Origin of the sequence: Labrys okinawensis (genome assembly GCF_002982075.1) — a bacterium.
Taxonomy (GTDB): domain Bacteria; phylum Pseudomonadota; class Alphaproteobacteria; order Rhizobiales; family Labraceae; genus Labrys; species Labrys okinawensis_A.
The window spans coordinates 420465-439381 of the sequence record NZ_PUEJ01000002.1 but is presented as its reverse complement, the minus strand read 5'-3'; the positions used below and the strand labels follow the sequence as shown (position 1 = coordinate 439381).

General features: G+C 66.0%; 17 protein-coding genes and 1 tRNA gene. 16 read left to right on the top strand and 2 right to left on the bottom strand.

The genetic code is table 11. The features are described 5' to 3' along the window. Positions 1–200: 200 nt before the first annotated feature. From ffh to rplS, 6 genes are all read left to right on the top strand, one after another. Positions 201–1757, top strand: coding sequence for a signal recognition particle protein (gene ffh / locus C5L14_RS05605; RefSeq protein ID WP_105861047.1), 1557 nt, complete (start codon positions 201–203; stop codon positions 1755–1757). Positions 1758–1811: 54 nt separating this feature from the next. Further along, entirely contained in the window at positions 1812–2177 is a 366-nt protein-coding gene (gene rpsP / locus C5L14_RS05600) for a 30S ribosomal protein S16 (protein ID WP_105861046.1), read from the top strand. Positions 2178–2242: 65 nt separating this feature from the next. Beyond that, the gene (gene rimM / locus C5L14_RS05595) at positions 2243–2836 is read left to right on the top strand and encodes a ribosome maturation factor RimM (RefSeq protein ID WP_105861045.1); all 594 of its coding nucleotides are present in this window, start codon (positions 2243–2245) and stop codon (positions 2834–2836) included. Continuing rightward, positions 2826–3536: an HAD family hydrolase gene (locus C5L14_RS05590; protein WP_181161035.1), complete on the top strand. Its 711-nt coding sequence runs from the start codon at positions 2826–2828 to the stop codon at positions 3534–3536. The genes rimM and C5L14_RS05590 overlap by 11 nt, the downstream gene beginning before the upstream one ends. 209 nt (positions 3537–3745) lie before the next feature. Continuing rightward, positions 3746–4456 (top strand): tRNA (guanosine(37)-N1)-methyltransferase TrmD, encoded by a 711-nt coding sequence (gene trmD, locus C5L14_RS05585; protein ID WP_105861043.1) that lies wholly within the window; start codon positions 3746–3748, stop codon positions 4454–4456. Between the two features lie 238 nt (positions 4457–4694). Next, on the top strand, positions 4695–5063 hold the full coding sequence (gene rplS, locus C5L14_RS05580; protein ID WP_068291206.1) for a 50S ribosomal protein L19: 369 nt from the start codon (positions 4695–4697) through the stop codon (positions 5061–5063). Positions 5064–5159: 96 nt separating this feature from the next. Here the strand turns inward: rplS and C5L14_RS05575 are convergent, their stop codons facing one another. Further along, on the bottom strand, positions 5160–6995 hold the full coding sequence (locus C5L14_RS05575) for an extracellular solute-binding protein (protein WP_105861042.1): 1836 nt from the start codon (positions 6993–6995) through the stop codon (positions 5160–5162). 161 nt (positions 6996–7156) lie between these two features. Further along, entirely contained in the window at positions 7157–9085 is a 1929-nt protein-coding gene (locus C5L14_RS05570) for an extracellular solute-binding protein (RefSeq protein ID WP_105861041.1), read from the bottom strand. A 410-nt stretch (positions 9086–9495) separates the two neighbouring features. On the opposite strand from C5L14_RS05570, the gene C5L14_RS05565 reads away from it, so the two are divergent. The 10 genes from C5L14_RS05565 to C5L14_RS05515 all read left to right on the top strand — a co-directional run bounded on the left by C5L14_RS05565 (position 9496) and on the right by C5L14_RS05515 (position 18912). Continuing rightward, positions 9496–9873: a VOC family protein gene (locus C5L14_RS05565; RefSeq protein WP_105861040.1), complete on the top strand. Its 378-nt coding sequence runs from the start codon at positions 9496–9498 to the stop codon at positions 9871–9873. A gap of 152 nt (positions 9874–10025) precedes the next feature. Next, positions 10026–10110 (top strand) — tRNA-Leu (locus C5L14_RS05560). 119 nt (positions 10111–10229) lie between these two features. After that, positions 10230–10946, top strand: coding sequence for an SDR family NAD(P)-dependent oxidoreductase (locus C5L14_RS05555; RefSeq protein ID WP_105861039.1), 717 nt, complete (start codon positions 10230–10232; stop codon positions 10944–10946). A gap of 218 nt (positions 10947–11164) precedes the next feature. After that, positions 11165–12349, top strand: a complete 1185-nt coding sequence (locus C5L14_RS05550) for an alpha/beta fold hydrolase (protein WP_105861038.1) — start codon at positions 11165–11167, stop codon at positions 12347–12349. Between the two features lie 323 nt (positions 12350–12672). Next, a complete protein-coding gene (locus C5L14_RS05540; protein ID WP_105861036.1) occupies positions 12673–13365 on the top strand; it encodes a helix-turn-helix domain-containing protein in 693 nt (230 codons plus the stop codon). A gap of 4 nt (positions 13366–13369) precedes the next feature. Then, the gene (locus C5L14_RS05535) at positions 13370–14479 is read left to right on the top strand and encodes an extracellular solute-binding protein (protein ID WP_105861035.1); all 1110 of its coding nucleotides are present in this window, start codon (positions 13370–13372) and stop codon (positions 14477–14479) included. 165 nt (positions 14480–14644) lie between these two features. Then, entirely contained in the window at positions 14645–15499 is an 855-nt protein-coding gene (locus C5L14_RS05530; RefSeq protein WP_181161061.1) for an ABC transporter permease, read from the top strand. Next, a complete protein-coding gene (locus C5L14_RS05525) occupies positions 15496–16284 on the top strand; it encodes an ABC transporter permease (RefSeq protein ID WP_105861334.1) in 789 nt (262 codons plus the stop codon). Before C5L14_RS05530 ends, C5L14_RS05525 begins: the two co-directional genes overlap by 4 nt. A 1-nt stretch (position 16285) precedes the next feature. Beyond that, a complete protein-coding gene (locus tag C5L14_RS05520) occupies positions 16286–17431 on the top strand; it encodes an ABC transporter ATP-binding protein (protein WP_105861034.1) in 1146 nt (381 codons plus the stop codon). Positions 17432–17526: 95 nt separating this feature from the next. After that, positions 17527–18912 (top strand): NAD(P)/FAD-dependent oxidoreductase, encoded by a 1386-nt coding sequence (locus tag C5L14_RS05515; RefSeq protein WP_105861033.1) that lies wholly within the window; start codon positions 17527–17529, stop codon positions 18910–18912. Positions 18913–18917 lie beyond the last annotated feature (5 nt).

The following is an 18917-nucleotide window of genomic DNA, read 5'->3' as shown; positions in this document are numbered from 1 at the left end:
CCTTCCGCCGACCATCCCGAGAGGATGGAGGCCAACGCCCGTCAGCGCGATGCGCCCACGGGCGTGTTTTGCGTTGTGCGCCTTGCCTTGCGGGACGATGGCTCCGATATCTGCATCCAAGATGCAGATATCGACGTGTTTTGCGATACTTGACGATGGCGTCAAATCGCAAAACGCCATGGCCAAACAGGAAAAGACGAATGTTCGATGGTCTCTCCGCACGTCTGTCCGATGTGCTCGACAAGCTCACCCGGCGTGGCGCCCTCACCGAGGCGGATGTCGGCGAAGCCATGCGCGAGATCCGCCGTGCGCTGATCGAGGCGGACGTCGCGCTCGACGTCGTGCGCTCCTTCACCGACAAGGTCCGCACCCGCGCCGTCGGCGCCGAGGTGCTGAAATCGGTGACGCCGGGGCAGATGGTCGTCAAGATCGTCAACGACGTCCTGATCGAGACGCTCGGCGGCGAAGGCCAGGCCATCGACCTGCAGGCGGTGCCGCCGGTGCCGATCCTGATGGTGGGCCTGCAGGGCTCCGGTAAGACCACCACCACCGCCAAGATCGCCAAGCGGCTGACCGACAGGTTCGGCAAGAAGGTGCTGCTCGCCTCGCTCGATACCCGCCGTCCCGCTGCCATGGAACAGCTCGCCGTGCTCGGCAAGCAGGTGGGCGTCTCCGTGCTGCCGATCGTCGCGGGCCAGTCCGCCGTGCAGATCGCCAAGCGGGCCATGGATGCCGCCCGCTTCGGCGGCTACGACGTCGTCATGCTCGACACCGCCGGCCGCACCACGGTCGACGAGGCGCTGATGGCCGAGGCGGCCGAGGTCAAGGCCGTCACCGAGCCGCATGAAGTGCTGCTGGTCGCCGACGCGCTCACCGGCCAGGACGCCGTCAACACCGCGCGCGCCTTCGACGGGCGCCTCGGCATCACCGGCATCGTGCTCACCCGCCTCGACGGCGATGGCCGCGGCGGCGCCGCCCTGTCGATGCGCGCCGTCACCGGCAAGCCGATCAAGCTGGTCGGCACCGGCGAAAAGGTCGACGCGCTCGACGATTTCCATCCCGCCCGCATCGCCAACCGCATCCTCGGCATGGGCGACATCGTCTCGCTGGTCGAGAAGGCCGCCGAGACGATCGACGCCGAGAAGGCCGCCAAGATCGCCGCCAAGATGCAGAAGGGCGCCTTCGATCTGGAGGATCTGCGCGACCAGCTGATCCAGATGGAGAAGATCGGCGGCATGTCCGGCGTGCTCGGCCTGCTGCCCGGCATGGGCAAGATCAAGGACCAGCTCGCCGGCGCCAATCTCGACGAGAAGGTGTTCAAGCGCCAGCGCGCCATCATCGATTCGATGACCCCCGAAGAGCGCCGCAAGCCCGAGATCCTCAAGGCCTCGCGCAAGCGCCGCATCGCCGCCGGCTCCGGCACCACGCCCGAACAGATCAACCGCCTGCTGAAGATGCATATGCAGATGGCGGACATGATGAAGAAGATGGGCGGGGCCAAGAAGGGCGCGCTCGGCAAGATGGCCTCGATGTTCGGCCTGGGCGGCGGCATGCCGCAATTGCCGCCCGGCGCCCTGGACGCCATCGCCAAGGGCCAGATGCCGCCGGGAATGCCCTCCGAAATGCCGAAACTGCCGCCGCAGATGCCGAATTTCGGCCCGGGCGGCCCTAAATTGCCAGGCTTTCCCGGCCTTGGCGGACCGAAATTGCCGGGCGGCCTGCCGCCGGGCTTCCCCTTCGGCGGCAAGAAGAAATAGCCGCCCGAAACCCTTTCACCTCACAGACGAACAAACTGACAAACGGAGTTACCCATGTCCCTCAAGATCCGTCTCGCCCGTCGCGGCGCCAAGAAGCGCCCGTTCTACGCGGTCGTCGTTGCCGATTCGCGCTCTCCGCGCGATGGCCGCTTCATCGAGAAGCTCGGCACCTATGACCCGATGATCGCCAAGGATTCGGGCAAGTCGCGCTGGACCGTTGATCTGGAAGCCGCCAAGACCTGGATCGCCAAGGGCGCCCAGCCGACCGACCGCGTGCTGCGTCACTTCGCCGAAGCCGGCCTGCTGACCCGCGAGACCCGCAACAACCCGGTCAAGGCCGTTCCCGGCAAGAAGGCGCAGGACCGCGCCGCCGAGAAGGCCAAGAAGGCCGAGGCCGCGGCCAGCGAAGCGGCCGAGTAAGGCGATCCTGCTCCCCTCTCCCCGCTGGGGAGAGGGGTTCCCGCGCTCTTCGCCAAAGGCTCCCCATGCCCCCTGCCCCGCAAAACCTCGTTGTCCTCGGCGTTTTCGGCGCGGCCCATGGACTCAAGGGCGAGATCCGGCTGAAATCCTATACCGAGGAACCGCTGGCCATTGCCAATTACGGCCCCCTCCTCACCAAATCCGGCCGTCAGATCAAGCTCGCCAGCCTGCGCCGGGCCAAGGACGTGCTGATCGCCCGGGTCGAAGGTGTCAGCGACCGCACGGGCGCCGAACAACTCGTCAATCTTCAGCTTTTCGTCGCGCGCGACGCGCTGGGCATGCCCGAGGACGAGGACGAATTCTTCCACGCCGATCTCATCGGCCTCGTCGCGCGCGATGAGGACGGCAACAGGATCGGCACGGTCACCGGCCTGTTCGATTTCGGCGCCGGCGACATCATCGAAGTGACGCCGGATGACGCCAAGAAGGCACCGGAGGGCGCCAAGGAAGCATCCGGCAGCGCCAAGCCCCTGCTGCTGCCCTTCACCAAGGCCGTCATTCCCGTGATCGACGTCAAGGCCGGACATATTGTCGTCGTGCTGCCCGAAGAGACTGGCGCGGCTGATGAGAACGAGGAGACAGGCGACGATGAGCGCTGACCACATTTCGAGCGGCAGCCTGGATGGTGATTTCAGGAGTCTCGCCGGGATGCCGGTCGCCGGCCTGATCTTCGACATGGACGGTACGTTGGTCGACAACATGCATGTGCACAACGACGCCTGGGAAACCTGGCATCAGCGCCATGGCCTGGCCTTCGACCGCGAGCGCTTCTTCCGCGATACCGCCGGCCGCGCCAATCGCGAAGTTGTCGGGCTGGTCAAGCCCGATGCGAGCGAGCACGAACTCGACACGCTGGGCCTGGAGAAGGAAGCGATCTACCGCGAGATCTATCGCAGCCAGATGGTGCCGATGCCGGGCCTGATGGCATTGATCGCGGCCTGCGAAGTCCGCGGGCAGAAGATGTCGGTCGCCACCGCCGCCACGCCGGAGAACGCCGCCCTGGTGCTCGACGGCCTCGATTTGCGCCGCCATTTCGTCACCGTGGTCTCGCCCTCCATGGGCTATCGCGGCAAGCCCCATCCCGACCTCTTCCTCGCCGCCGCCGACGCCATGGGCCTGGCGCCCGGCCAATGCGTGGTGTTCGAGGACGCGCCGCTGGGCATCGAGGCCGCCCGCAACGCCGGCATGCGCGCCGTGGGTGTGAAGACCATGCTCGGCGACGCGGCCCTCGACGGCCCGAACACCGTGTTCTCAATCAAGGACTTCACGGACGACAGGCTCAAGGGGCTGTTGGGATGAGGGCTATTTCTTGCCCTTGTGCATCTCCCCTCATCCGGCTGCCGCCACCTTCTCCCGCAAGGGGAGAAGGGAATTCATCTGGCCTAGCTGGCACCTTCTGCACCATTCCGATTTCGTTCGCCCCCTCCCATTCGAACCCCTTGGGTATCGCCAACTCCCTCGTGTTGGCTGGGTCCCGGCAGGGGGACGAGGGGTGGAGCACCTAACACATGTGGCGCGCCTCCATCCTCACCCTCTATCCGGAAATGTTCCCGGGGCCGCTCGGCGTCTCGCTGTCGGGTGAAGCCCTGGCGAACGGCAGCTGGGCGCTGGAGACACGCAATATCCGCGATTTCGGCCAGGGGCGTCATCGTTCGGTCGACGACACGCCGGCCGGCGGTGGCCCGGGCATGGTGATTCGCGCCGACGTCCTGGCCGATGCCATCGATGCCCTCGGCGATGACGGCCGCCCGCGCCTCCTGATGTCGCCGCGCGGCCTGCCCCTGCAGCAGGCGCATGTGCGCGCGCTGGCGGCCGGAGAGGGCGCGGTGATCGTGTGCGGTCGCTTCGAGGGCGTCGACCAGCGGGTAATCGAGGCGCGGGGCCTCACCGAGGTCTCGATCGGGGACTATGTGCTCTCCGGCGGCGAACTCGGAGCCATGGTGCTGATCGATGCCTGCGTCAGACTGCTGCCGGGCGTGATGGGCGGCGCCACCTCCGGCGACGAGGAGAGCTTCGAGAACGGCCTGCTCGAATATCCGCATTATACCAGGCCCCTCCTCTTCGAGGATCGCGCAATTCCCGACATCCTGCGCTCGGGCCATCACAAGAACATCGCAGCCTGGCGCCGCAGCGAGGCCGAGGCCCTGACGCGTGAGCGCCGGCCGGACCTGTGGGCGGCCTATCAGGCGCGCCAGCCGCCGCAGAAGAAGAGAAAGTAGTCATCCCGGGCGCGTCGCAGCATGCAGTGACGCGATGCAGATCCGGGAGTGGGAGAGGAAAAGGCGCCTTGTCCTGATCGCTGTCCCGGATCTGCGACGCATCGCTTCGCGCTGCATCGCGTCCGCGATGACCATCCCTACCGAATTCGGTGGACTCGCCTTGCGTAATGGCGTATTGGCACGCCTCCACTTCAAGCAAGAGCAAGATGCGTCCTTCGGGTACGCGCGGAGATCGATCATGAACCTGATTCAGACTATCGAGCAGGAAGAAATTGCCCGCCTTTCGGCCGGCAAGGACATTCCTGAATTTCAGCCCGGCGACACGGTCATCGTGAACGTCAAGGTGAAGGAAGGCGAGCGCACCCGCGTTCAGGCCTATGAAGGCGTCTGCATCGCCCGCGACGGCGGCGGCCTGCAGGAGAGCTTCACCGTCCGCAAGATTTCCTACGGCGAAGGTGTCGAGCGCGTGTTCCCGCTCTACTCGCCGATGATCGATTCCATCAAGCTGGTCCGCCGCGGCAAGGTCCGCCGCGCCAAGCTCTATTACCTGCGCGATCGCCGCGGCAAGTCTGCCCGCATCGCCGAGCGCGTCGACTACAAGAAGTAAGTCCGGCGCTTCTGACGGATTTCGACGCCGGCCTGGCAACGGGCCGGCGTTTTGCGTTTCCTGGGACTGACGGCTTCCGGCGGGCGATCCCAGGATCTACCCCTTCCTCTTCGGCCACCATAGATCGGGGATGCCGCGGTCGTAGATCACACCGGGATCGCCATGTTCGAACTCGTCCCAATAGGCCAGCCAGTGGTTCGGGCGGTTGTACATCGGCACCCAGTAATAACCCGAGCGCAGCACGCGGTCGAAGGCGCGGCACGCCGCGACGAGCGCGGCCCGGCTGTCGGCGGCGACGATGGCGTCAATCAGTGCGTCGAGCACCGGATCGGCGATGCCGGAAATATTGGTCGAGCCAGGCACGGCGGCCGTCCGGCTGGAGAAGGGCCCGCGCATGTCTTCGCCCGGGGTCAGGCCGTAAGTGGCACGGCGGGAGATGACGTCATAGTCGAACGCGTCGGTGCGGCGCTGATATTGCGAGGAATCGACGGCGCGAAAACTCGCCGCGATGCCGAGCCGGCCGAGATTCTGGATGAAGGGAGCCGTGATCTTGTAGAGGAAGTCGCTCTCCTCCAGGAACTCGATGGTGAAGACCTCGCCCTTGGCGTTCTTGAGGACGCGGTTGTCGAGGCTCCAGCCAGCCTCCTTGAGGAGCCCCAGCGCCGTGCGCAGATTGGCGCGGTCGAAGCCGCTCCCATCCGAGACCGGCGGTAGCAGGGCTTCGCCGAAGACGGCGTCGGGTACCTTGCCGCGATGCGGTTCCAGCAAGGCGAGTTCATCCGGCCCGGGCTTGCCCTCGGCCTTCAGCGGCGAATTCTCGAAGATCGAGGCCGTGCGCTGGTAGGACGAGTACATCACGTTCCGGTTCACCCATTCGAAATCGAAGACGAAACCGAGGGCCTGGCGCACGCGGGGATCGGAAAACTTGGCGCGGCGCGTGTTGAAATACCAGCCCTGGGCGCCCGAGGGCGTGTGGTCGGGCACCATTTCGCGCTTGATGCGGCCTTCGCGCACGGGCGGAATGTCATAGCCCTTGGCCCAGTTCTCGGAGCTCGATTCCTCGCGGAAACGGTAATTGCCGGCGCCGAAGGCGATGAAGGACACCGAGGGATCGCGGTAATATTGCCAGGTCAGGCGGTCGAAATTGTTGGTGCCGATCTGGGTCGGCAATTTCTCGCCCCACCAGTTCGCCACGCGCTCATAGCTGATCGCTTCGCCCACATCGACCTTGCCCACCTTGTAGGGCCCGCTGCCGAGCGGGGCTTCCAAGGTGGATTTGGTGAAATCGCGGCTCGACCACCAGGCCTTCGAGAAGATCGGCAGGCCGGCGACGATCAGGGGCAGCGAGCGCCCGCGCCCGGGCAGCAGCGTGACGCGCACGATGTCGGGGGCTTCCGCCACCGCCTCCTTGAAGAAGCGCAGCGGTTCGGTGATGAAGGGATGCCCCTTCTCCTTCAGCGTGTTGAACGACCAGGCGCAGTCCTCCGCCGTCAGTGCCGAGCCGTCATGGAAGCTGAGGCCGGGGCGCAGACGGAAGCGATAGGTCTGCCTGTCGGCCGAGACGGCCACCGATTGGGCCGCATAGCCATACACCGCATCCGGCTCGTCCAGGGCCCGCGCCATCAGCGTGGCGAAGGTGGCGTCCATCCCCACCGCGCCCGTGCCCTTGAGGACGTAGATGTGCAGGCTGTCGAAAGAGTTGAAGGATTGGTTGTAGCCGGTCTGGTAGACCAATTGCGAGAAGGCGCCGCCCTTGGGTGCATCCGCGCGCACATAGTCGAATTTTTGGAAGCCCGGCCCGTATTTGAGATCGCCGAAGGTAGACAGGCCGTGGCTCTCGACCTCCTGCCCCCGCGCTCCCGCTGGCAGGAGGGCGCAGGCGGCGCCGAGAAAGCCGGTCTTGAGGAGCATACGGCGGTCGAGCTCGGCCATCGGCGGGGTCCTTGATACACGGGTCATCCCGGACGCGCTGCAGCACGAAGCGATGCGGCGCTGATCCGGGATCGCAAGACGAAAAGAGCCCCCTATCCGGAGCCCGCTCCCGTGTCTGCGTCGCACCGCTTCGCGCTGCGCCGCGCACGGGATGACGATGTCTACTTCGCCGCCCCCGTCTTGGCGGCCAGGGCCGAGTCATACCACCAGACGGTCGGAAAGCCGCCCGTCGGGCTCTGGCTCGGCAGCACGGCCGGCTGGCCGAAGCGGTTCCAGCGCAAAGTGTGCCAGACATCGGAATAGAACATCGGCACCACATAATTGCCGGCAAGCAGCACCCGGTCCAGCGCCTTGGTGGTGGCGACCAGCTCGGCCCGGTCCTTGGCGTAGACGATACGGTCGGCCAGCGCATCCACCGCCGGATCCTTGATGCCGATGATGTTGCGCGAGGTCGGCTTGTCGGCGGCGGCAGAGCCCCAATAATCGCGTTGTTCATTGCCGGGCGACTGGGTCTGGCCCACGCCGAACAGAATCATGTCGAAATCGCGATTGTTCTCGCGCTGGTTGAACTGCGTCTCGTCGACCACGCGCACCGAGGCCTCGATGCCGAGGCGCTTGAGATTCTCGACATAGGGCAGGGTGATCTTGGTGAAGGTGTCGCTGGAGAGAAGGATCTCCACCTTCATCACCTCACCGTTCCCGATATTGGTGAGCTTGCGGTCCTTGAACTCCCAGCCGGCTTCCTTCAGGAGGCCGATGGCCGCGCGGATGTTGGCGCGCTGGGCCTCGTCGCTGCCATTGACGGGATTGGCATAGGGCGTGGTGAACACCTCCGGCGGCAGCTTGTCCTTGATCGTTTCGAGGATGTCGCGCTCCTGGCCCTGCGGCAACCCGCTGGACGAGAGTTCGTCGAGCCCGGCGAAATAGGAGCCGATGCGCTTGTACTTGTTGAAGAAGATCGTTCGGTTCAGCGTCTCGAAATCGAAGACCAGGTTGAAAGCCTTGCGAACCCTGACATCCTGGAATTTCGGCCGCCTGATATTGAAGGCGAAGGCCTGCATGCGCCCGATGGTGTTGGACGGGAAATCCTGCTTGACGATGCGTCCTTCCGTCACCGCCGGGATGTTGTAGAGCGTCATCCAGTTGGCGATGACGTTCTCCAGCCGGAAATCGTAGGAATCGCTCTTGAACAGTTCCGGCAGCTGCTGGGCATTGGTGTAGTAGTCGTAACGGATCTCATCGAAATTATAGTGGCCCTTGGCGGTGGGCAGGTCGGCGCCCCACCAGTCCTTCACGCGCTCATAGACGGCCCCGCGCCCGGCCTCGAAGCTCTTGAGGCGGTAGGGGCCGGAGCCGAGCGGCGGCTCGAGCGTGGTATTGGCGACGTTGCGCGGCTTGCCGTCCGGTCCGTTGGCCAGCCACCAATGCTTGGGCATGACATAGAGCTGGCCGAGGATCTGCGGCAGCTCGCGATTGCCCTTGGTGGAGAAGGAGAACGTCACCTGGTCAGGCGCGCTGACCTCGGCCTTGGTGACGTCGTGATAATATTGCGCGGTCTGCAGGTTGTTGGCCTTCTGCACCTCGAAGGACCACACCACGTCCTCCGGCGTCAGCTTGGTGCCGTCGTTCCAGCGCGCCTTGGGATTGATGCGGAAGGTCACCGAGGAGATGTCGTCGGGAAAGCGCACGGCATCGGCGATCTCGCCATATTCGGTGGAAGCCTCGTCCTGCGCCGATGTCATCAGGTTCTGATAGACATTGGTGACGCCGGCCTCGATGTTGCCCTTCACCGAGACGCCGTTGATCGCCATCAGCGCGATGTTGAAATTGTCGAAGGTGCCGCTGATCGCCAGCCGCACCCGGCCGCCCTTGGGCGCATCGGGATTGACATAGTCGAAATGGTCGAAAGCCTCCTTGTGCTTGGGCTCGCCCAGCAGGGACAAGCCGATGCGCCAGGGGGGCGTCGCGCCGGCAGGGGCTTGGGCCGGCTTGGCTGCCTCCTGCGCCAAAACCTGCTGCGGCGCGAGCAAGGCCAGGGCCGCGAAGGCGGCGAGGGCGGCCGAGGCGAGAGGGGAACGGACGGGGCGCATGGGATCTCCGTGGGTTTCCCTTGCCATCGGCAGGGATTGGGCCTGGGGCGGCCGGGACTTGTAGGCACGGCCTGCAGGCGCCGCTGGCGGGCAGCGGCGGCAAACCATCGAGGATAGGAGCCAATGCGGCGGAAATGCAGCTGATTCGGCAAGATGACATCGTGTTCACCTTGCGAGGCATTCGGCGATTGCATCACCCGCACCCAACCGTAAGAGGTGCCGAATCCAGCCGAGGGAGCACAAGACGTTCGCGGCTGAACGCGCTTTGCGCCCGCCACGGGCCTCGAAAGCGCGTGCCAACACGCACGGCCGGGCTTATCCTCATGGACGCATCCTGCATCGCATGGCGGCGCCCCCCGGCGCGGGCCGGTGCGGCGGGACTGCAAGAGGCGCGATCCGGAGGCACCGCCATGCTGGGAGCAAAGCTCGCCGTCGCCACCCTGCCCGTGCGCGATCTCGCCACGGCCCGGCGCTTCTACGAGGACCTGGTCGGGCTGGAGGTCGCCTTCGAGCACGAGGGCAGCGCCATCGCCTACAAGGCCGGCCCCTCGATCGTGCTCGTCTATGTCTCCGCCAATGCCGGCACCAACCACGCCACCGCCGTGACCTGGGTGGTGGGCGACGACATGCCCCGCCTGGTCGAGGCCCTCAAAGCCAAGGGCGTCGCCTTCGAGCATTACGAGATCCCCGGCACCACGCTCGACGGCGACATCCACCGCACCGGCGACCTCGAACTCGCCTGGTTCCGCGACCCCGACGGCAACATCCACGGCCTGACGAGCGGGTGATTCTGGGTGCACGGGCGTCCCGCCCGTTCTTCCCTGCCAGCACGCGTAGCGCTCCCGAGAACGGGCAGGACGCCCGCGCACCCGGAAACAACTTCCACCGCGCAATCGCGGATTGACGCCGCTCCATCCCTCGCTATAGTGCCGCCCGCGTTGCCCCTATGGCGGAACTGGTAGACGCGTCCGACTCAAAATCGGATTCCGCAAGGAGTGCTGGTTCGATTCCGGCTAGGGGCACCAATCTCACTTCATGCTGAAGGACGTGCCGCCGCGATCAGCCACGCGCTGCGATCCTCGCCCTTCCATCCTCCGCCCACCCGTGACACTCTCCCGGTCCAGCCACACCAGGGAGCTCTATCATGTCCTCGTCCCCCGCCATCATCGTCACCGGCGCGGCCGGCAATCTTGGGGCCGCAGTGGTGCGCGAGCTTGCCAAGGGCAGCACTCCGCTCGTGCTGATGGAGCGCTCGGCGGAGAAACTCGAAGCCCTGGTCGCCTCGCTGCCGTCGGGCCTTGAGGTGCTGCCGATCGCCGGCACGGACATGACCTCGCAGGAGGCCTGCGAGGCGGCGGTGGCCGAGGCGGTGGAGCGGTTCGGGGCGGTCGGCGGGCTCGCCAATACCGTGGGCGGCTTCGCGATGGCGCCGGTCGCCAAGGCGCTTTCGCAATGGGATGCCATGCTCACCGGCAATGCCCGCACGGCGCTCGCCATCAGCGCCGCGGTGCTGCCGGCGATGCAGGCCGCGCGCCAGGGCCGCATCGTGCATGTGGCGGCGCTGGCCGGGCAGAAGGCGTCGGCCGGGATGGCCGCCTATGCCGCCTCCAAGGCGGCGCTGCTGCGGCTCACCGAGGCCATTGCCGAGGAATATCGCAAGGATGGCATCACGGCCAATTGCGTGCTGCCCGGCGTGATCGACACGCCGCAGAACCGCGCCGCCATGCCCAAGGCCGATACCAGCTCCTGGGTGGCGCCGGAGGCGATCGCGCGGTTGATCGCCTTCCTGCTCTCGCCGGAAGGCGGCGTGGTCACCGGCGGGGCGATTCCGGCCACGGGCGTGCCGGCGGTTTCCACGTAAAGCAGCGGGTCCTTCCTGGGAGCGCGCACATCACGGTGACATGCCTGCCTGTCGCGATCTCGGCGGCCGGAAACACCGAACTGGCCAAAAGAACAGCGGACGAGGACGTCCGCGCTCCCGGGATGTTGTGCCACGGCCGATGTCGCCCCCCGGGCCATTGCCGCGCAATCTTCCGGCGCTATAGTTCCGCCCAAAAGCCCTGCCGGAGGAGGAACCGCATGCCGAAGCCTTTCATCCGTCTTGCCAAGGCGGCCATGCTCGCCCTGCCGCTCGCGCTCGGCCTCGCAATGGGCGCCGCCCCCGCCAGCGCCAAGGGCTGCGAGGATCTGGCGGCCGGGCGCTGCAAGGTGAAGCTGCCCGGCGGCATCACCATGGCCTATGTCGAGACCGGGCCGAAGGACGGGCCGGCGGTGCTGCTCATCCACGGCCTCACCGACAATATCCGCTCCTGGTCCACCACCATGGCGGCGCTGCACAGGCGCGATCCCGGCCTGCATATCCTCGCCATGGACCTGCGCGGCCATGGCCAGACCTCGATGCCGCCCCGAGCGACCTGTTCGCCCGCGCCGGAGAAATGCTTCCGGACCAGCGATTTCGCCGGCGACATCGTCGCCTTCATGAAGGCCAAGAAGATCGCCAAGGCGACGCTGGCCGGCCATTCGCTCGGCAGCTTCGTCGTGCAGGAAGTCGCCCTCACCCACCCCGAACTGGTGGAGCGTGCCGTGCTGGTGGCGAGTTCCACCAAGGGCGTCGACAATGTCGCCCTGCGCGACTACGTGCTGAAGGAGCCGGTGGAAGGCTCCTGGAAGAAGGCCCTGGAGGCCAAGGGCTGGAAATATCCCGCCGGCTTCTACATGCTCACCCCGCTCAAGGCCGATCCCAAGGCCGAGGACTGGATCGCCAAGAACTGGGTGGTGGATCCGGCGGCCGATCCCGCCTTCCTCAAACCCTATGTGCCGGAGACGGCCAATGTCCGACTCGGCACCTGGATCGGCGCCAGCAAGGCCCTGCTGGCCACCGACAACACCGAGCGGCTGAAGGGCTTTTCGGTGCCCGTGCTGGTGATCTGGGCGACGCAGGACAGCATCTTCCTGGAGGCCGACCAGACCTGGCTGAAGCAGTCCCTCGGCGAAGCGGCCAGGGACAAAGGCATTCCCGCTTTCTGGAAGCGTTACGGCGTGCTCCCGCTGCCGGCCTCCGGGGCGCAGGTCAGCGATATCGGCCATAACGTGCAATGGGGCGCGCCGGACGCTGTCGCCGCCGACATCGAGGCCTTCATCAAGACGGGCGCGCCCACCAGCGATCTCCTGCACAGCGACAAGCCGCCGGCGCTCGACCACATCGTCACCGAGCCGGGCAAGGCCGAGGTGATCAAGCTCGGCCAGCCGGCTGCGGGGAATTGAGGGAGCGGGACCGGCAGGTTCGGTGAGAAGCGTAACGGTTCCGGGCCGACCTGGAGAGACTGACTCAGCAATCGCAACGAGGCCGGAAAAGCTCAATTTTGTCATGCCCGGGCCTGTCCCGGGCATCCAGCTTCCTCTGTTCGTTGAGACTGCGGCCCTGGATTGCCGGGACAGGCCCGGCAATGACAAAAGTCGAGCTCCATGATCTTCGGTCGGTCTCTTCAGACCGGCCTACCGTAACGCGTCTTCGCGCGTTCACTTTAAGGCTTGTTAAGTACGGCAATTCACTTTATGACTTGTTAAGTGAACCTGCCGAGGCCGTGATGAAGCGTGCGGACGATCACAATGCCGACAGCGGCGCTGCGCCCAATCTGGAAGCGCGGCGCTCCAGCATCCTGGGCCAGCGCGTTAAGGCCTTCCGCACCGCGCGCCGCCTGACCCTGCGCGAACTCGGCGACCTCACCGGCACCACCGCCAGCTTCCTCTCCCAGCTCGAGCGCGGGCTTTCCGGCGCCAACACCTCCACGCTGATGGGGATCGCCAACGCGCTCGGCATCAATGTCGCCGACCTCTTCGACGAGGGCGAGGCTTCGCCGCACAAGGTCGTCTCCCGTTCCGAGCGCCCGGCCCTGCCCGCCAGCGGCGGCTGCCACAAGACCTTGCTGTCCCGGCGCCCGCTTCGCGACCTCGAAGTCTATTCCGGCGAGTTCGACATCGGCGGTTCCACCGGCGACCAGCCCTATACCCACGGCAATTCCCACGAAATGTTCCTGGTGCTGCGCGGGCGCCTGCAGCTGACGCTCGGCCAGGAGAGCTTCATCCTCGAGGAGGGTGACAGCATCGAATATTCGTCCTCGACGCCGCACAAGACGGCGAACATTGGCGACACGCCGGCCGAGGTGGTGTGGATCATCTCCCCGCCGACCAGCGGCGCCGCCGACCTCGATCAATATGTGATCCGGAAATCGCTCGCATCCGGATCGCCAGAACAGACAGGCGAGTCTTCAGAGGGATAATGGGATGACAACTGCAACGGCATTTGCCCAACGATCTTGCGCAAAAGCGTTTTGTGCCGGCCTGGCCGGCGCTGCCTTTACCCTGCTCGCGGCCTTCCCGGCCCTGGCCCAGAGCGCGCCGCCGGCCGGCACCATCGCCGAGGGGTCGCTGAAGGACAAGACCCTGACCTTCGTCTCCTATGGCGGCATCTACCAGGACGGGCAGAACGCGGCGCTGAAGGAATTCGCCGAAAAGTCCGGCGTCAAGCTCCTGAACGACGGTCCGACGGAGCTCGCCAAGCTCCAGGCCCAGATCGAATCGGGCAACGTCACCTGGGACGTCGTCGACACCGGCGACCTCGCCCCCTTCGCCTATTGCGGCAAATATTTCCAGAAGCTCGACTTCACCAAGATCGACGTCTCGCACATCCCGCCCGGCCAGGTCGGCCCCTGCAGCGTGCCGGCCATGAATTACGGTATCGTGCTGATGTACAAGACCGACAAGTTCAAGGACCATCCGCCCAAGAACTGGAAGGACTTCTTCGATACCAAGAATTTCCCCGGCACGCGCGGCATCGACGGCAGCGGCGACCCGCCGGTCGGCCTGCTCGAACAGGCGCTCCTGGCCGACGGCAATCCGGTGGACAAGATGACGCCGGCGGATATCGACAAGGCCATCGCCCGCATCAAGGCCCTCGGCCCCGATACCGTGTTCTGGAAGACCGGCGCCGAATCCCAGCAGCTCGCCGAGTCCGGCGAGATCGACATGCTGCTGATGTGGACCGGCCGCGCCATGACCGCCGTCAAGAACGGCGCCAAATACACCCCCGTCTGGCAGGACTGGCTGGTGGTCAAGGACCAGCTCGCCATCCCGGTCGGCGTCAAGGATCCCGCCGCCGCCCATGCGCTGATCAATGCCTATCTCGGCAAGAGCGCGCAGGAGGCCCTGACCCAGAAGACCTCCTACTCCCCGGTCAACAGCGAGGCCAAGCCCGAGGCCGACGCGCAGGTGGCGGCCTTCCTCACCAACACCCCCGAACGCGTCAAGCAGGGCTACGGCTTCAACACGGCCTTCTGGACCGAGAACTTCGAGGCCCTGAACGAGAAATGGGGCGCCCTGCTGGCGGGGAATTGAGACGGAGCAGAAAGAGGCGAGCCTCCCTTCTCCCCTTGCCGGCATCGTCCACTCCACTTGGAGTGGACGATGCCCGCAAGGGGAGAAGATTAGTCGTGCCTTGCTCGTCCCGGCCGAACCGTTTGAACTCAGGAGCCGCGCGTGACCGACACCATGCAATCCTCCATGGCCATTGGCCGGCAGCGCAGGTTGAGGCCGCTTTCGGCCTATCCGTCGCTGCTGACGGTGCCGGCCGTGCTGCTGCTGATTCTCGCCATGGGCTATCCGCTGGCCACCGTGGTGGTGCGCAGCTTCGCAGAGCCGGGCTGGGGCCTGCAGAACTATGTCTGGTTCTTCTCCACCCCGGCCAACCTCACCGTGCTGGCCCGCACCTTCTCCATCGCCGCCTGGGTCACGCTGGTCTGCGTGATCGCGGCCTATCCCTATGCCTATCTGATGACGGCGGTCGGGCCGAAATGGCGGCTGGTGCTCATTCTGTGCGTGCTGGTGCCCTTCTGGGTCAGCGGCGTGGTGCGCACGCTCGCCTGGGTCGTGCTCCTGCAGGATTCCGGCGTGATCAACAGCGCGCTCCAGGCGCTCGGCTTCGACGGCATCAAGCTGATCCGCACCCCCCTCGGCGTGGTCATCGGCATGGCGCAAGTGCTGCTGCCCTTCATGATCCTGCCGCTCTATTCGGTGATGCGCAGCATCGACCTGCGCCTGATCCAGGCGGCCCGCAGCCTCGGTGCCAGCCCTGTCAGGGCCTTCTGGCAGATCTACCTGCCCCTGTCGCTGCCCGGCGTCTTCGCCGGCGCCATCATCGTCTTCATCCTCTCGCTCGGCTTCTACATCACCCCGGCACTGCTGGGCGGGCCGCGCAGCACCATGCTCTCCACCCTGGTACAGAACCAGGTGCTGAGCCTGCTGGCCTGGGGCCGTGGCGGCGCCATGGGGGTCATCCTGCTGGTGGCCACCTTCGTGCTGCTCGCCATCGCCGCGCCCTTGATGCGCCAGCGCCACAAGCAGGCCTCGAGGAGCTGACGATGAAACCGCTGCGTCTCTTCCTCGCTTTGTTCTGCCTGCTGGTCGCGATCTGGCTGGTGCTGCCGACATTGGTGATCATCCCGATGTCGTTCAACCAGAACAAGTCGCTGGCCTTCCCGCCCTCCGGCTTTTCCTGGCAATGGTACGAGAACTTCCTCACCAATCCGGACTGGTCGTCCAGCTTCTTCAATTCGCTGCGCATCGCCACCATCGTCGCCCTCGTCGCCACGCTGATCGGCACGCTCGCCGCCCTCGGCCTCAGCCGCATGAAGCATGCCGGCGGCGGCATCCTGCGCGCCCTGCTGATCACGCCGATGGTGGTGCCGGGCGTGGTGCTGGCGGTGGGGATCTATTCGGTCTACCTCACCTATAAGCTGGTCGGCACGGATCTCGGCTTCGTCATCGCCCATACCATGCTGGCCATCCCCTTCGTGCTGATCGCCGTCTCGGCCAGCCTGGAGATGTTCGACGTCAGGCTCGAAAAGGCTGCCGCTAGCCTCGGTGCCAACCGTTTCACCACCTTCCGCACCATCACGCTGCCGCTGATCGCGCCCGGCATCCTCTCGGGCCTGCTCTTTGCCTTCGTGACGTCCTTCGACGAGATCATCGTCGCGCTGTTCATCACCAATCCCTACCTGAAGACGCTGCCGGTGCAGATCTTCACCTCCATCACCCGCGACGCCGATCCCACGGTCGCCGCGGTGGGAACCATCGTCTTCCTTGCCACGACATTGCTGATCGCCGCCGGCCTCCTCCTCGGCGCGCGCTCGAAGAGGAGCTGAGATGTCCAACGCAGCCGCCATCTCCACCCCCGCCTCATCCGCCCAGGGCGCTGCCGGCGCCGCCATCGACATCCGCAATGCCAGCAAGCGCTATGGCAGCTTCACCGCGCTCGACGATGTCAGCCTTCATATCGAGCCCGGCGAGTTCATGACGCTGCTCGGCCCCAGCGGCTCGGGCAAGACCACCACGCTCAATGTGGTGGCCGGCTTCACCGAGCTCTCCAGCGGCGCGCTCGCCGTCGGCGGCGAGGACATTGGCGGCCTGCCGGCGCATAAGCGCAATATCGGCGTGGTCTTCCAGCATTATGCCCTGTTCCCGCATATGACGGTCGGCAAGAACGTTGCCTATCCCCTCGCCTTGCGCGGCATTCCCAAGGGCGAACGCGAGGCCCGTGTCCGGCGTGCCCTCGACATGGTCAAGATGGCCGATTTCGCGCACCGCTATCCCAGCGAGCTTTCGGGCGGGCAGCAGCAACGCGTGGCGCTGGCCCGCGCCATCGTGTTCGACCCGCCGCTTCTGCTGATGGACGAGCCGCTCGGCGCGCTCGACAAGAAGCTGCGCGAATGGCTGCAGCTCGAGATCAAGCGTATCCATCGCGAGCTCGGCACCACCTTCGTTTATGTCACCCACGACCAGGAAGAAGCCCTGGTGCTGTCCGACCGCATCGCCGTGTTCAACCATGGCCGCATCGAGCAGGTCGGCACCGGGCGCGAGCTCTATGACGAGCCGGCCACTTTGTTCGTCGGCAAGTTCATCGGCGAATCCACCACCCTGCGCGGGGCGGTGGAGACCTCTGGCAGCGAGACCTGCCTCACCATCGCCGGGCAGAAGGTCGTCTCGCGGGACAGGCTCGCCGATGGCCGGCAGCCGGTGATGCTCCTGCGGCCCGAGAAGCTCTCGCTCGCACCGGCCGCCACGGGCGCGCGCGACGGCCACAACAGCCTGTCCGGCCAGGTCAGCGAGGCGATCTATCTCGGCTCCAGCTCTAAATACCAGGTGGTGCTGGCCGACGGCTCGGTCGCCATCGTGCGGGCCCCGCTGGAAAGCCGGCCCTTCGCCATCGGCGAGGCCGTCGACCTCTGCTGGGCAACCGGCGATGCCAAGCTATTGGCCGACGACGAGCGTGCCGACCTGACCCTGACCTAAACGAACGGCGTCCACCTCTACCCTCCCCTTGATGGGGAGGGTAAGCGCCACCTTCACACCGCATATTGCATCTCTTTTACGCGAGTCCCCCCATCATGGACGTCAAAGTCAACGGCAACATCTCGTTCTGGTACGCCGACATCGGCGGCGTGCCCGGCTATCGCCCGGCGCTGCCGGGCGACCGCAGCGCCGATGTCTGCATCGTCGGCGGCGGTTTCACCGGGCTGTGGACGTCCTATTATCTGAAGAAAGCCAATCCCGGCCTCAACATCATCGTGGTCGAGAAGGAATTCGCCGGTTTCGGCGCTTCCGGGCGCAATGGCGGCTGGCTCTCCGGCGGCTTTGGCTGGTCGCGAGAGAAATATCTGAAGACCTCCTCGCGCGGCGCGGTGGTCGACATGGAAGCGGCGATGCATGGCTCGGTGAACGAGGTGATCGCCGTCACCGAGCGCGAGGGCATCGACGCCGATGTCCGCCGCAACGACGCGCTGACGGTGGCCGTCAACCAGGCCCAGCTTGGCCGCATCCGCGAGTCCTACGCCTATGAGAAAAGCTGGAGCGTGCCGGATGCGCGCGTCAGCCTGATCGGCCGCGAGGAGATGCGCAAGCGCATCGAGATCCACAATGTCGAGGGCGCCTTGGTGCATCACGACACCGCCCGCGTGCAGCCGGCCAAGCTGGTGCGGGGCCTCGCCGCCGTGGTCGAGCGCTTGGGTGTTTCGATCTACGAGCAGACCGAAGTGACCCGTATCGAGAAAGGGGCGGTGACCACCAGGCGCGGCACCGTGCGCGCGCCGATCATCATCAGGGCAACGGAGGGCTTCACCGCCGGCATTCCCGGCTTCGAGCGCCTGTGGATCCCGATGAACAGCGCCATCCTGATGACCGAGCCCCTCAGCGAGGAGCAGTGGAGCCGGATCGGCTGGAACGGCTACGAACTGCTGGGCGACGCCACCCATGGCTATTGCTACGCCCAGCGCACGCGCGAAGGCCGCATCGCCATGGGCGGGCGCGGCGTGCCCTATCGCTATGGCTCGGCCACCGACGTGCGCGGACAGACCCAGGCCGAGACCATCGCGCAGCTCTATGCCATCCTGATGCGCCATCTGCCCCAGACCAAGGGGCTGAAGATGGACCATGCCTGGTGCGGCGTGCTCGGCGTGCCGCGCGACTGGTGCACCACGGTCGGCCTCGACCGCAAGAGCGGCATCGGCTGGGCCGGCGGCTATGTGGGCCTCGGCGTCTCCACGTCCAATCTATCCGGCCGTACCCTCGCCGACCTGATCCTGGAGCGTGACACGCCGCTGACCCGCCTGCCCTGGGTCAACCGCTCCGTGCGGGAATGGGAACCCGAGCCCTTCCGCTGGCTCGGCATCCATTCGATGTACCGGCTCTATCACATGGCCGACCGGCGCGAGGCGGCAGGCCTCCCGCAAACCTCGCGCCTCGCCACCTTTGCCAACAGGATCACCGGGCGCTGAGAAGC